We start from the raw sequence: 13,673 nt of genomic DNA, 5'->3' as shown, positions 1-13,673 counted from the left end.
TTCGCTGTGTGAACGAGCCTGTCATCGACCTGACCGCGATCAGCGCCGTCGTCTTCGACACCGACGGCGTGGTCACTGACACCGCTCGGGGGCACGCGGCCGCCTGGAAACACGTCTTCGACGCGTTCCTGCGCGGCCGCTCGGCGCCGTTCGACATCCGCGGCGACTACCTGCGCCACGTGGACGGGCGCCCGCGCCTCGACGGCATCCGCACCTTCCTGGCCTCCCGCGGCCTCAGCGTCCCCGAGGGGTCGCCCGACGACGAGCCGGGCGCCCCCACCGTGCACGGGCTGGGCCTGGCCAAGGACCGCGTGTTCATGGAACAGGTGGACAAGTACGGCGTCGCCGCGTTCCCCGCCACCGTGGCGCTCCTGCACGAGCTGCGGCACCGCGGCGCCCGCACGGCCGCCGTCTCCGCCAGCCTGCACGGACGCAGGCTGGTGGGCTCCGCGGGCGTCATGCACCTGTTCGACCTCATGGTGGACGGCAACGACGCCGCCCTGCTCAACCTCCCCGGCACGCCCGACCCGGCCCTCTTCCTGGAGGCGGCGCGGCGGCTGGACCTGCCCGCGGCCAAGGTCGCTGTGGCGGTCTCGGCGCTGCCCGCCATCGAGGCCGTGGGCAAGGGCGGGTTCGGGCTGGTGGTCGTGGTCGAGGAGGATCGTGCGGCGGTGCCCGATCTGGGGGCGATCGAGGTGCGTGGGAGGGTTCTACCCTTGACGTCGTGACCGTTCTCATCGATCCGCCCAACTGGCCGGGGCCGCGCGGGCTCATGTGGTCGCATCTTGTCAGCGACAGGTCCCTGGACGAGCTGCACGAGTTCGCGGTGCGGCTGGGGGTGCCGTCGCGGGCGTTCGATCGCGATCACTACGACGTGCCCGAGACCGTGCACGCGCGGGCGGTGGAGCTGGGGGCCGAGGCGGTCAGTTCGCGGGAGCTGTTGCGGCGGCTGGTGGAGGCGGGGTTGCGGCGCCGCAAACGGCACCGGCCGCGCTGACGGGTCGCGGCCGGGCTTGTCATCGGCGGTGAGTGCCCGGGCCTTCACGCGGTCAGCCGTCCTGGAGGGTGCGCAGCTCCGCCGTCATGTTGGCGCGGGCCCGTTCCTCCCACAGGTCGCGGGCGCGCGGGGTGCGGTACAGGGCGGGGGTGGCGAGCAGGCGGCGCAGCACCGCCGAGCGGCCCTCGGCGAACGCGGCGTCCGGGACGTGGGCGTACTCCTGGCGGATCGCCCGCGCGTAGGCGTCGTAGCCGGGGCCCGCGAGGACGGCCAGGTCGGCGTCGCACAGGATGGCGCCGTCGCGGTCGCCTGGGCGGAGCGTGTCGTGGGCGGCGGTGAGGCGGACCAGCCTGGCCGTCTCCGCCACCCCTCCGGTGGGGACGCCGCAGCGTGGGAGGCGGGCCTGGGCCAGTTGGGCGCTGCGTTCCTCGTCCCAGCCCGGGCGGCCGTCGTAGATCGCGTCGTGGAACCAGGCCGCCAGGCGGACGGCTGCCAGGTCGCCTTCGCCGGGCACGGTGGGCTCGGTGGGCTCGGTGGGCTCGGTGGGCTCGGTGGGCTCGGTGGGCTCGGTGGGCTCGGTGGGCTCGGTGGGCTCGGTGGTGAGGTCGTCGATGGCGGTCAGGACGGCGGCGAGGTGGGTGAGGGTGTGGTAGCGGCGATGCGGCTCCGCCCAGCGGGTGATCAGCTCGGCTCCTTGTGCGAGCGCGGCGGGCGTGTCCCCTACCAGCGCGACCCAGCCGCGCACAAGCTCAGCACGAAGGCCATCGTCCACGCCCCCGCGCGCGGGCGCGGCGTCGTGAGCGGGCGCGCCGCCGCGTTCGGGCCCGGCCGCCGATTCGTCGATCACCACCCCACCGTACGCGGCCCCCGCGATGTTAAGGTCCCGGCATCGGGTCGAACGCGCGCAACGAACCCCGGCGCCTGCCCAGCTGGCGGGAGCTGCGCAGAATCGCGCCCGCCCGCCCCCACTGGTCCAGAACGGCCAGGATCCGAGCAGCCGCCGACCTGACGGACCTGAGACGGCTGGCCAGAAGGCGCGCCCCCCGCATGGTGTTCGACTACGTGGACGGCGCCGCCGAGGGCGAGCGGTCGATGGCCAGGGCGACGGCGGCGTTCGACCGGGTGGAGTTCGCCCCTCACGTGCTGCGTGACGTCGCCGAGGCCCCCACCGCGGTGGAGATTCTGGGGCGGCGAATCGCGATGCCGGTGGTGCTGGCCCCCACGGGTTTCACCCGGATGATGCACCGCGGCGGAGAGCGGGCGGTGGCGAGGGCGGCGGAGCGGGCGGCCGTCCCGTACACGTTGTCCACGATGGGCACCACGACGGCCGCGGATGTGGCGGCGGCCGCGCCCGGAGGGTGGAACTGGTTCCAGCTCTACGTGGTGCGGGACCGGGGGCGCAACGTGGAGGCGCTGGAGCGGGCCGCGGACGCGGGCATGGACGTGCTGGTGGTGACCGTGGACGTGCCGGTCGCCGGGGCGCGGCTGCGTGACGTGCGGCACGGTCTGACGATCCCGCCGTCGCTGCGCTGGCGCGGTGTGCTGGAGGCGGCGCGGCATCCGGCGTGGTGGTTCGACTTCCTCACCGGCGAGCCGCTGAGGTTCGCCACGGTGGAGGGGGCGCCCGCCGACATGGCGGGGCTGACGAACCTGATGTTCGACCCGTCGGTGACGATCGCCGATCTGGAGTGGATCCGGTCGGTGTGGCAGGGGAAGCTGCTGGTCAAGGGCGTGCAGCGGGTGGACGACGCGAAGGAGCTGGCGGCGGTCGGGGTGGACGGGGTGGTGGTGTCGAACCATGGCGGGCGCCAGCTCGACCGCTCCGCCACCCCGCTGGAGCTGCTGCCGGAGGTGGTGGAGGCGGTCGGCGACCGTACGGAGGTGTTCCTCGACGGGGGTGTGCGCGGCGGGGCCGACGTGGCCGCCGCGGTCGCGCTGGGCGCCAGGGCGTGCTTCGTCGGCCGCGCCTACCTGTACGGGTTGATGGCGGGGGGTGAGCCGGGCGTGGCGCGGGTGCTGGACCTGCTCCACGCCGAGCTCGTACGGACGCTGCAGCTCCTGGGTGTGAGCGGCGGCGTCGAGGGGCTGACCCCCGACCTGGTGCGGCTCAGGGGAAGTTGACGATCTTGACGGGGACGGTGGCGGTGCCCTGGGCCGGGGCGCCGGTGTTGTTGACGACGTGGTTGATCGTGCCGTTGCCGCCGAGCGAGACGGTGAGCAGGGAGTGGAAGCGCACGTTCGGGTTGACGGGCGTCTCGAAGCCGCGTTCGGCGACGATGCTCGGATCGACGTTGAAGTAGCAGTAGGCGCCGAGCCCCCAGGCTTCGTGCGAGGTGACGGAGTCGGCGACCTTGTAGGCGGCGTAGCCGCGGGTGGAGCCGTTCATCCAGGCGGCCTGGTTCGGCGGGTCGTACGGCATCTCGTTCTGGAAGAAGATGGTCCGCCCGCGCTGCCCGTTCCAGATGACCTGGTACTTCTGGTAGTGCTCGACGAACAGCCCGTACGCGGTGACGTCGTCGCCGTTGACGATCAGGCCGGTGTCGGCGGTGTTGACCGTCCAGCCGATGCCGGCGCCGTGGTCGCCGCGCCAGGCCCAGATGTGGTCGATGAGGGTGTGGTCGCTGTTGACGACGAGGCTGGTGGTGGCCTTGCCGGCGTGGGCGCCGCCGATGCGGAAGAACACGTCCTGGATGGAGATGGGGTTGGCGGCGTGGGAGGCGGACGAGCCGGGCGGGCCGACCTCCATGAGGATGGGCGAGTTGACGCTGCCCGCGTCGAACAGCAGCCCGGCCACTCTGACGCCGTCCACGTCGGCGACCTTCATCGGCACGACGCCGTTGTCGGGGATGATCGTGGCGTAGCCGAGGCCGAGGACGACGGTGTTCGCCCTGGTGACGTTGATGGTCTGGCCGACGTGGTAGATGCCGGGGGTGAAGAGCAGGTTCAGGCCCGAGGCGAGGGCGGCGTTGATGGTGGCGGCGGTGTCGGACGGCTTGGCCACGTAGAACTGGGTGAGCGGGATCGAGGTGCCGCTGCCGGGCCAGCTCGCGCCGCGGGTGTTCTGCCGCAGGGAGGGCACGAAGACCTGGTAGGCCCCGGCGGAGTCCACGTACAGGTAGGGCTTTTCCCTGGTCACGGGGCTGTTGGCGAGCGTCGTGTACGGCGGCTCGGGGAACGACTGGGCGGGCGCGCCCTCGACGCCGGAGAACACCATGTTCCACACGCCGTTGAGCCAGCCGCCGATGCTGCTGTCGCGGGTGAACCACTGCTGCTGCGAGTACGGCTGCGCGGTGCCGTCGATCCTGCTGTCGGCGATGTAGCCGCCGCTGGCCCAGCCGTAGCCGGAGGGGGCGAGGTTGAGGTTGCCCCTGACGTGCATGCGGCGGAACGGCGCGGCCTGGGAGACGGCCCACTGGTTGGTGCCGCCGGTCGGGGTGATGGACAGGTTCTCGGCGGAGCGCCAGAAGTTCTGCGTGGCGTTGCCGCCGAACCAGCCGGCGTCCACCCTGACCTGGCCGTTGATGGTGACGTCGTCGGGGTTGCGGCCGAGGCCCATGATGGAGGTGTAGAAGCCGATGTCGGCGGTGACGTTGTAGCTGCCGGGCTTGAACAGCAGGGCGTGCCGCTGGGTGCCGAACTGGTTGGACTCCATCTGGGTGAAGACGGAGTTCAGCGTCGACTGGATGCTCGCCGACGACATCGACGGGTCGAAGACGTGCACGTTGGGGCCGAGGTCGCCGCCGCCCGGCGGGGTCGTGGTGGTGGTGCGGACGGCCAGCTCCCACAGCGAGTAGCCCCAGCCGGTGGCCCTGGCGGTGCCGTGCACGCGCAGGTAGCGGCCGGTGCCGGCGACGGCGAGGGTCTGGGTGCCTCCGGTGCCGGTGGTGGTGGAGTACAGGTCGGTCCAGGTGGAGGCGTTGCCGGAGACCTGGACGCGGAAGGCGGTGGCGTAGGCGGTCTCCCACTGGAGCACGACCTGGCAGATCTCCTGGGACGTGCCCAGGTCCACCTGGAGCCACTGCGGGTCGCTGAACGCGCTGGACCAGCGGGTGCCGGCGTTGCCGTCCACGGCGGCGGAGGCGGGGGTGCCGGCGTTCTCGGTGGAGGAGGCGGTGGCGGGGCGGTTGAGCGCGGCGTTCGCGGTGCCGCATGCCAGCGCCTGGGCCGGGGGCGTGACCAGGAAGGACAGGAGTAACGCGGCCAGCGCGGCCACGAGGAGAGCGGGGCTTCTGCGGGGGTGCACTGCTGGACTCCTCACGAACGGGGGGCGGTGAAGAGAGCGCTCTATCGAGCAGAGCGTGCCTGCGGCGCGGACTTATGTCAATGCTTGATTTAACTTCTACGCAATAGCGGACGACGGGTACGCGGCATCCCCGAAGAACGGCTCGATGACCAGGGTGGCCGCCCCCAGCGCCACCGCGTCGGGGCCCAGCCGCCCGAGCACCACCGACTCCGGCTGGAACGGCTGCGCCTGCGTGTTCGCCGCCGTGGCCGCGCGGATCTCCGCCAGCAGCCGCCCGCCCAGCATCAGCCCGGCCCATCCCCCGATCACGATGCGCTCGGGGTTGAACAGGTGCACCAGCGACGACAGTCCGGCCCCGAGCAGCTCGACGCTCTCCCCGATCACCGGCGAGCCCGCCTCCAGCAGCCCGGCCAGCGCCGCCTCCTCGTCGGCGGAGTCCGCCTCGACGCCGGCGCGCTCCAGCATGGCCTCGGCCCCCAGGTACGCCTCCAGGCAGCCGCGTGCCCCGCACCGGCACTGCCGCCCCCCGGCGACCACCTTCAGGTGCCCGACCTCGCCCGCCGCCATGCCCGCGCCCCGGTAGATGTGCCCGCCGGTCACGATCGTGCCGCCGACGCCCGACCCCACGAGCAGGATGACCGCCTCGCGGGTGCCCTTGCCCGACCCGAACCACAGCTCGGCCTGCCCCATGGTCTTGGCCCCGTTGTCCAGGACCAGCGGCAGCGCGGTGCCGGCCCGCAGCAGCGCGCCGAGCGGCACGGCCGCCCAGCCGAACGTCTTGGCCCGCACCAGCCCGTCGGGCCCCGGCTCGACGATGCCGGGCACGCCGACGCCCACACCGAGCACCTGGCCCTGCGGCACCTCGCCCTCGGCGATGACCGCGTCCACGCCGGTCAGGATGTGGCGGGCGACCAGCTCGGGGTCGTGCTTGGCCGAGCGGACCGCGTAGTGGGCCCTGGCCCGCACGTTCATCTCCAGGTCGAACAGCTCTACCTTGACCTGGGTCTCGCCGACGTCCACGCCGACGGCGTACCCGTAGGCGGGGTTGACCTTGAGCAGCACACGGGGCCTGCCGCCGTCGGAGTCGACTTGGCCGGCCTCGACGATGACGTTGTCGGCCAGCAGGTCGCCGGTCATCGTGCTGACCGTGGCGGCGCTCAGCCCGGTTTCGGCGGACAGCTCGTTGCGGCTGGCGGGGCCGCCGAAGTAGAGCGCGCGCAGCAGCATCGCCCGGTTGCCCCGGCGAAGGTCCCGTACGGTCTTGCGCCCTGGCGTGCCCATGCTCGTTCCCCGTCCCTCTCAGAAGTTCGCCGCCATGTTAGTTCACGGCCCGAAGAACGCACCCAGGCGGTGTTACCAAAGCGTTTCCTGACTTTCTTCGAAGCTTAGATTATGGTCTGGGCCATCCCCCCGATGAGGAGATGGCAATGAGCCGAGGACTTGTGCGTGGCGCCGTCGTGGCGGCCCTCGTGAGCGGGCTGGCCGCATGCGGCGGTGGCGGCGGCGAACAGAGCGCGGGCGGCAAGGAGCTGACGTTCTGGATGTACCAGGACCGCACCCCGCAGGCGGGCCAGGTCATGGAGAAGGTCCGCGCGGACTTCGAGAAGGCCAACCCCGGTGTCACGGTCAAGCTCGTCAAGATCCCCAAGGACGACTACAACACCAAGCTGGGCAGCGCCGTGGCCAGCAAGAGCGCGCCCGACGCGGGCATTCTCGACCAGCCCCTGGTGTCCAAGTACGCCCTCGACGGAACGATCAAGGAGGTGCCCGCGGGGCTGATCGACGAGGCCGAGTACTACAAGGGCGCGCTCGACACCAACCGCGCCGGCGGCAAGCTCTACGGCCTGCCCCAGGACCAGACCACGGTCGCCCTCTTCTACAACAGGAAGCTGGTGCCGGCCCCGCCGAAGACCTGGGACGAGCTGAAGCGGATCGCCGCCCAGGTGCACGCCGCCGACGCAAACGTGGCCGGCATGAACGTGCCCAAGGGCGACGGGTACGGCGCCTGGATGTTCCCCGGCTTCGTGCACGGCGCGGGCGGCGAGATGGTGGACGACGCCGGCAAGAAGGTGCTGTTCGACCAGCCGCCGGCGGTGGAGGCGCTGCAACTCTGGGTGGACCTCCAGGAGTCGTCGCCCCGTAAGATCACCGACTCGGACAAGCCGTTCGAGAACGGCCTGGCGGCCATGACGGTCTCCGGCCCCTGGGACGTGCCGACGATCAAGGAGCAGTTCCCCGACCTGGACTTCGGGGTGGCGCCGCTGCCGTACAAGACGGAGCCGGCGGGCAACATCGGCGGCGAGGACTCCGTGGTCTTCTCCACCAGCAAGAACGCCGACCTGGCGTGGAAGTGGCTGGCGTTCCTGTCGAACGCGGCGAACAACGGCGCGGTGGCCGACGCGTTCGGCGGCTTCCCCGTGCACCTCAAGGCGCAGGTGCCCGCGGGCGGGCCCGAGCAGGCGGCCTTCCTGGAGCAGCTCAAGGTCGCGCACGCGCGCCCCGCGGTGCCGCAGTGGATCCAGGTCAACGACGAGATCATCGCCCCGGCCATCGAGTCGGCACTGACCGGCAAGGCCACGGCGCAGCAGTCGCTGACCGACGCGGCGGCCAAGACCAGGTCCCTGCTCGGCTGGAACGGCTGACGTGGCCGCTCCCGTACTCGAACGGGTGACGACGGGACCCGGGAGGCGCGCCAGACGCCGCCCGGGCGCCCGGCGCCGCGACCACCTGATCGGCTGGCTGCTGGTCACCCCCGCGCTGGCCTACTTCGTGGTCTTCCTGCTGTACCCGGCCCTGTCCGCGCTCTACTACAGCTTCACCGACTGGAACCTGCGCACCGACGCGGCCTGGGTGGGCCTGGCCAACTACACCGACCTGCTGTTCGACGACGTCAAGTACCCGCACTTCTGGAAGTCGGTGAGCGTCACCCTGCAGTACACGCTCCTCGCCGTGCCGCTGACGCTGGTCGCCGCGCTGGCGCAGGCGCTGCTGCTGAACGCGGTCAGGCGCGGCGCGAACCTGTTCAGGCTGCTGCTGTTCCTGCCGGTCGTCACGGCGGAGGCGGCGGTGGGCGCGATCTGGCGCTGGCTCTACGACCCGCAGTACGGCCTGATCAACACACTGCTCGAACTCGTCGGCATCCCGGGGCAGAACTGGCTCAACACCCCCGAGCTGGTCATCCCGGCGCTGGCGTTCATCGCGGCCTGGCAGTGCGGCATCTCGATGATCATCTATCTGGCGGGGCTGAAGGGCATCCCCGTCTCGATCCAGGAGGCGGCGATCATCGACGGGGCCGGGCCGTGGCAGCGGTTCTGGCGGGTGACCTTCCCGATGCTGCGGCCGACCACGTTCTACCTGCTCGTGACGGGCGTCATCGCGGCGCTGCAGGTGTTCGGCCTGGTGTACGTGATCTTCTCCGGCAACGGGCGCAGCGTCACCGGCGGCCCCGAGCAGTCGGGGCTGACGTACGTGCTGCACCTGTACCTGTTCGCCTTCCGCTACGACGCGATGGGCGCGGCCTGCGCGATGTCGTTCGTCCTGCTGGTCTTCATCATGATCGTCACCGCGCTGCAGTTCCGCTTCGTCAAGCAGGAGGCCACGTGAGAAAGGCGTCCGTCTACGTCGCGCTGGTGCTGCTGGCGGCCGTGTCGGTGGTGCCGTTCCTGTGGATGCTGGCCACCTCGCTCAAGCACGGCCCCGACATCTACACCAAGACGCCCAGCCTGCTGCCGCTGGACAAGAAGACCGGCGAGTGGGCGGCCACCCTCGGCAACTACGCCTACGTGCTGGACGTCGGCGGGCTCGGGAGCGCGTTCGTCAACAGCGTCTGGGTGTGCGCGATCCTGGTGCCGGCCAAGCTGCTCATCGACGCGCTGGCCGCGTACGCGTTCGCGCGCATCCCGTTCCCCGGCCGCGACAAGCTGTTCGTCATCATGCTGGGCGGCATGATGGTGCCCGCGATCACGCTGCTGGTGCCGCGCATCCACGTCACCCAGTCGCTGGGCATGTTCGACTCCGGGTGGGGGCTGATCGTGCCGAACATCGCCTCGGTGCTCGACATCTTCCTGCTGCGGCAGTTCTTCCTGTCGCTGCCCGGCGAGCTGGAGGAGGCCGCGCTGATCGACGGCGCCGGCCGGATGCAGATCTTCTGGCGGATCGTGCTGCCGCTGTCGAAGCCGGTGCTGGCGGTCGTGACCATCACCAGCTTCCTGTTCCACTGGAACGACCTGGTGTGGCCGCTGCTGGTCACCAACGACCCCGAGCTGTACACGCTGCCGCTGGCGTTGCAGCAGCTCGTCGCCAGCCCGGACGGCGGGCGCGCGTACTACATCATGGCGGGCGCGACGCTCGCCGTCCTGCCCGTGATCGCGGTCCTGCTGGTCTTCCAGCGCCGCATCCTCCAGGGCATCGCCTTCACCGGTCTCAAGGGTTAGGAGAAACGACTGTGGTCATCGAGGTCCGCGACGGGGTCGCCGTCGTCGACGGCGTGCCGCGGGTGCTCGTCACCGCCGACTATCCGTACTACCGCGACGATCCGGCCGTGTGGGCCGACCGGCTGCGGGCCGTGCGGGACGAGCTCGGGATCGAGGTGATCACCTGCTACCTGCCCTGGCGGCACCACCAGCCGGAGGCGGCCACGGCGCCCGACTTCACCGGCCTGACCCATCCGTCCAGGAACGTCACCGGCTTCCTGGCGCTCTGCCACGAGCTGGGCCTGCGGGTGATCGCCAAGCCCGGCCCGTTCATCCACGCGGAGGTGAACTACGGCGGGCTGCCCGACTGGGTGTGCCCCGACGCCGACCCCGCCTTCGAGGCCTTGCTCGACGCGTCCGGCGCGCCCTCGTGCTGGGCGGACGCCGCCGCGCCGGGCGGCAGGCCGCTGCCCGCGCCGCTGGGTCCGGCGTTCCTGGCCAGGGCCGGCGAGTGGCTGTCGGCGGTGGGCAAGGAGGTGCTGGACGGCGCCGAGGCGGTGATCGCGCTGCAGATCGCGAACGAGGGCGTCTACACCAGCGGCGCGCTGCCGCTGACGGCCTACGACTACAGCGCGTCCGGGGTGGCGTTCTACCGTGACCGGCTGCGGGCCTGGTACGGGACGCCGCGGGCGTACAACGCCGCGCACGGCACCGCCTGCGGCGACTGGGCGGAGATCGAGCCTGCGACGGCCGCCTCAGGCCCGCTCGCCCAGGCCGACTGGGGGCGCTTCCACGCCGAGTACCTGGCCGAGGTGTACCGCGTCTGGACGCAGGCCGTCGGCTCCGGCCTGCCGGTCCTGGTGAACCTCAACCCGCCGACCGTGCCCGCCCTGGACGACTGGCTGGCCAGGGTCAGGCCGGAGCTGTGGGGCGAGATCTCCTACGGGTTCACCAACTGGATGGGCGTCGTGTCGGCCGACCGCGACGCGCACGCCCGCTACGTCATCGCGGCCAAGCGCGCCCCAGGCCCGAACCTGGAGGAGAACTGGGGCTTCTCCGAGCTGTACGACCCGGCCTTCATCGACGGGGCGACCAGCTTCCACCAGTCGCTGCTGGCGCTGGCGGCGGGCGCGACCGGCTTCAACGTCTACACCGGGGTGGCCACCTCGGGCTGGGCGCCCGAGCTGGACGCGGCCTGCGCCGGCCCGTACCCCGACTGCCCGCCCATCGGCGCGGACGGCGGCCCGACGGGCAAGGCGCCGGTGGTGCGGGCGCTGGCGGGCTTCTTCGCCGCGCACGGCGCCGAGTTCCTGGAGTGCGAGCCGGTGCGGCGCGACGCGTTCGGCCTGTACCTGCCCTACGCGGGGATCGCCGCCCTGTCCCGGGAGCCCGGCGGGCCCGGGTGCGGGCGGGCGCTGCTGGACTTCCACGAGCGCATGCGGGCGCGCGGGCTGGACTACGGGCTGGTCGAGCTGGAGAGTGCGAGCCTGGCGGAGTTGGCCGCCTACCGGTCGGTCACGGTGCCGGGCGGGCCGTTCATGCACCGGCGCGTGCAGGAGCTGCTGGCCGCCTACGCGCGAGCGGGCGGGCTGGTGCTGGTGGACGGCCCGGTGCCCGCCCTCGACGAGCGAATGGCGCCCTGCGCGCTGATCACGCCGGCCGCTGCCCTGCCCGCCGCCCTGCCCGCCGCCCTGCCCGCCGCCCTGCCCGCCGCCCTGCCCGCCGCCCTGCCCGCCGCGGACGAGAGCCTCGTCCTGCACGGCGAGGCCGACGCGTTCCTGCGCAGCCATCCGGCCCGGGATGTGCACTATCTCGTCGTGCTCGTGCAGTCGGGCAACGAGGGGCCGATCGGGCTGCGGACGCCGTACGGGACGGTCGAGGTGGTCGCCGCGCAGGGCGCCGGCGCGGTGCTGCGGCTGGCCGACGGGCAGGTGGGCGACGTCGTGATCAGAGGGCTCAACGCCTACCTCGACTGCGCCGTGGAGGCCGGCGTGCGGCTGAACGGGGTGCGCACCGGCGCCGCCGGGCCCGGCGATCTCACCCGGATCAACAACCGACTTGTCTAGACGAAAACGGGATATGCATCGATAGAAGGGACGGGTATTTCGCCACCGGTGTCGTCGCTCTGCTCCTTCGCACGGGGACCCGCCCGCGGAGAGGAGATCACCATGGCATCAGGAGAGTTCCAGGTCATGAAGGTGCCGGCCGAGCAGTTGGCCGGCATTCTTCACGGCCAGGTTGTCGATCCCGGTGCCCAGCCCACCTATGTGGTCCATCGGGACGAGGGCTGGACGGTGGACGTGAGCTGGGAGGTCACCGGCGAGCTCATCGACTGGCTGGCGGGCCGCTGGCAGGTGGAGATCATCGCGGACCTGATGGGCGGTGGCGAGACCAGGCATCCGTCACCACCCGTGGAGCTGACCTTCACCCCTGGTTCCGGCCGATACACGGCCTCGATCCCCATGCGCGGACAGCTCGACCCCGGCATCTATGACCTGGTGGTCAACCTCACCACGACGACGGCCGCGGGCACCGCGGGGGCGCTCGGCGGATTCGTGGTGATCAGCAAGTTGACGGTCAAGGACTGAGCGCCCCGCCCCCGGATCGCCGGGGGCGGTGATCATCCTGCAAGCATGCCGCAAGCGCGGGCTCCTAGGCTCCTGCCGCGGCTGCGGGGAGAGACCAGCCGCCTGACTGTATCTGACGCCGACGGGGGCGCTCTTAACTCCGTGAGCCCTCCGCCAGGCGACGGGACCAGCAAACGGGAGACTCCATGTCCGACACTCCGATGACCGCGGATGACGTGCTGCGCATCGCGGCCTACAAGGACCGGAGCGCGGCACTCGAAGCCATGGTCATCGCCTACAGCTACCACCGCGTCGCCGGGGACCTCGCGGCGCGCCTGGGCCGGGCCGCCAACAATTGGTACTGCTACGCCACCTGGACCTCCAAGGCGGTCGGCGAGAGCCTCGACCTCGGCCCGAAGTCGCCGTTCATCGAGGACTTCGGCCGCCGCCTGCGCGTGCCGCAGCGCTTCAGACGGCTGTTCAGAGCCGGGCTGCTCACCCTGCTCGGGCCCAGCTACCAGCTCGGCCTGGCGCTCGCCAACCGGGCCATCTTCCTGGAGACGGCCAGCCTCGCGGTCAACCTGTGGAACGACGAGCCCGACCGTTTCCTCAAGGTCAGCCCCGAGTCCGACCTGACGCCGGTGCCGCCGGAGTTCCTGACGGACCTGCTGTCACCGGCCGACCCGCGCTACCTCAAGGACGCCGCCCAGCTCATGGTGGAGGCAGCGAAGACCGAGGATCCGGCGGCCCGCGCGGAGCTGATGTTCGGCGCCAACATCGCGCTGTCGGCCTACGAGCAGGCCCGCGCGCAGGCGGCGCTGGAGCTGGTGCTCTACCGGCCGGTCCGGTGGATGACCCGGGTGTCGTGGCGGTCGCTGCGCTCCCTGGTCACGCGCAAGCCCTTCCCCCGGTTCAAGCTGTACGCGGCGGCGCACGCCGACCAGCCCTGGCTGACCCGCAAGCTGGAGGACCTGTGGTCCTCCCTCTACACCCGCCACCTGTTCGCCGTGGCCACGCCGCTCAGCGACGTCAAGGTCGGCAGGCCGCTGACCGCCCCGGCGGGCGTGGACATGGCCAAGGCGTGGGTGCCGATCCAGAACGAGCGGGTGCGCAAGCTGGCCGAGGAGTTCATCACCGAGGACCAGGAGGCGTCCACGGCCGGGGTGACCGACTGGGTGTCCTACCCCGACCGCATGCGCTTCATCGTCAGCTACTTCCGGGTCTACCAGACGGTGGACGCGCTCTACCGGGTGCCCTTCGACCAGAAGATCGCCGACGGGCTGGCCGAGGAGATGGCCCGGGGGCTCGTCCCCGAGGCCGTCAGCGGCATGCCGGCGCTGCGCGGCACGAAGTTCTACGCCTTCCCGACGGAGACCGATCCGGACGCGTACGAGATGGCGCACTTCGACTTCGAGCCGTTCCTGGAGGCGATCCCCCTTGATGACCAGTAGTGG

12 protein-coding genes are annotated in these 13,673 nt (G+C 71.5%); 9 read left to right on the top strand and 3 right to left on the bottom strand.

Going from position 1 to position 13,673, the window contains the following annotated elements:
* The first annotated feature begins 8 nt into the window (after positions 1 to 8).
* The gene (locus FXF51_RS22785; protein WP_148436550.1) at positions 9 to 728 is read left to right on the top strand and encodes an HAD family hydrolase; all 720 of its coding nucleotides are present in this window, start codon (positions 9 to 11) and stop codon (positions 726 to 728) included.
* Positions 725 to 997, top strand: a complete 273-nt coding sequence (locus FXF51_RS22780) for a DUF4031 domain-containing protein (RefSeq protein ID WP_148436549.1) — start codon at positions 725 to 727, stop codon at positions 995 to 997. Before FXF51_RS22785 ends, FXF51_RS22780 begins: the two co-directional genes overlap by 4 nt.
* Positions 998 to 1,049: 52 nt before the next feature.
* Here FXF51_RS22780 and FXF51_RS22775 read toward each other — a convergent pair whose 3' ends face one another.
* Positions 1,050 to 1,769 carry a metal-dependent phosphohydrolase gene (locus tag FXF51_RS22775; protein WP_411268371.1) on the bottom strand — a complete coding sequence of 240 codons (720 nt, stop codon included), beginning with the start codon at positions 1,767 to 1,769 and terminating at the stop codon, positions 1,050 to 1,052.
* A gap of 116 nt (positions 1,770 to 1,885) precedes the next feature.
* Between FXF51_RS22775 and FXF51_RS22770 the strand changes: the two genes are divergently transcribed.
* The gene (locus FXF51_RS22770) at positions 1,886 to 3,118 is read left to right on the top strand and encodes an alpha-hydroxy acid oxidase (protein WP_316247636.1); all 1,233 of its coding nucleotides are present in this window, start codon (positions 1,886 to 1,888) and stop codon (positions 3,116 to 3,118) included.
* On the opposite strand, the gene FXF51_RS22765 is transcribed toward FXF51_RS22770, so the two are convergent.
* Both FXF51_RS22765 and FXF51_RS22760 read right to left on the bottom strand, forming a co-directional pair.
* Entirely contained in the window at positions 3,105 to 5,240 is a 2,136-nt protein-coding gene (locus FXF51_RS22765) for a discoidin domain-containing protein (RefSeq protein WP_148436547.1), read from the bottom strand. The two genes, FXF51_RS22770 and FXF51_RS22765, sit on opposite strands and share 14 nt — an antisense overlap.
* 96 nt (positions 5,241 to 5,336) lie before the next feature.
* Positions 5,337 to 6,521 (bottom strand): ROK family protein, encoded by a 1,185-nt coding sequence (locus FXF51_RS22760; RefSeq protein ID WP_148436546.1) that lies wholly within the window; start codon positions 6,519 to 6,521, stop codon positions 5,337 to 5,339.
* Between the two features lie 146 nt (positions 6,522 to 6,667).
* On the opposite strand from FXF51_RS22760, the gene FXF51_RS22755 reads away from it, so the two are divergent.
* The 6 genes from FXF51_RS22755 to FXF51_RS22730 all read left to right on the top strand — a co-directional run bounded on the left by FXF51_RS22755 (position 6,668) and on the right by FXF51_RS22730 (position 13,670).
* Positions 6,668 to 7,882, top strand: a complete 1,215-nt coding sequence (locus FXF51_RS22755; RefSeq protein ID WP_187414524.1) for an ABC transporter substrate-binding protein — start codon at positions 6,668 to 6,670, stop codon at positions 7,880 to 7,882.
* Between the two features lie 25 nt (positions 7,883 to 7,907).
* Positions 7,908 to 8,843 carry a carbohydrate ABC transporter permease gene (locus FXF51_RS22750; protein WP_187414523.1) on the top strand — a complete coding sequence of 312 codons (936 nt, stop codon included), beginning with the start codon at positions 7,908 to 7,910 and terminating at the stop codon, positions 8,841 to 8,843.
* The gene (locus FXF51_RS22745; RefSeq protein ID WP_148436543.1) at positions 8,840 to 9,673 is read left to right on the top strand and encodes a carbohydrate ABC transporter permease; all 834 of its coding nucleotides are present in this window, start codon (positions 8,840 to 8,842) and stop codon (positions 9,671 to 9,673) included. The genes FXF51_RS22750 and FXF51_RS22745 overlap by 4 nt, the downstream gene beginning before the upstream one ends.
* Positions 9,674 to 9,684: 11 nt before the next feature.
* On the top strand, positions 9,685 to 11,718 hold the full coding sequence (locus FXF51_RS22740) for a beta-galactosidase (protein WP_148436542.1): 2,034 nt from the start codon (positions 9,685 to 9,687) through the stop codon (positions 11,716 to 11,718).
* A gap of 102 nt (positions 11,719 to 11,820) precedes the next feature.
* Positions 11,821 to 12,240: a hypothetical protein gene (locus tag FXF51_RS22735; RefSeq protein ID WP_148436541.1), complete on the top strand. Its 420-nt coding sequence runs from the start codon at positions 11,821 to 11,823 to the stop codon at positions 12,238 to 12,240.
* Between the two features lie 185 nt (positions 12,241 to 12,425).
* Positions 12,426 to 13,670: a hypothetical protein gene (locus FXF51_RS22730; RefSeq protein ID WP_148436540.1), complete on the top strand. Its 1,245-nt coding sequence runs from the start codon at positions 12,426 to 12,428 to the stop codon at positions 13,668 to 13,670.
* Positions 13,671 to 13,673 lie beyond the last annotated feature (3 nt).

The sequence above is a fragment of the Nonomuraea sp. PA05 genome (assembly GCF_008086045.1).
Taxonomy (GTDB): Bacteria; Actinomycetota; Actinomycetes; order Streptosporangiales; family Streptosporangiaceae; genus Nonomuraea; species Nonomuraea monospora.
This window is presented reverse-complemented; position numbering and strand designations above follow the sequence as displayed.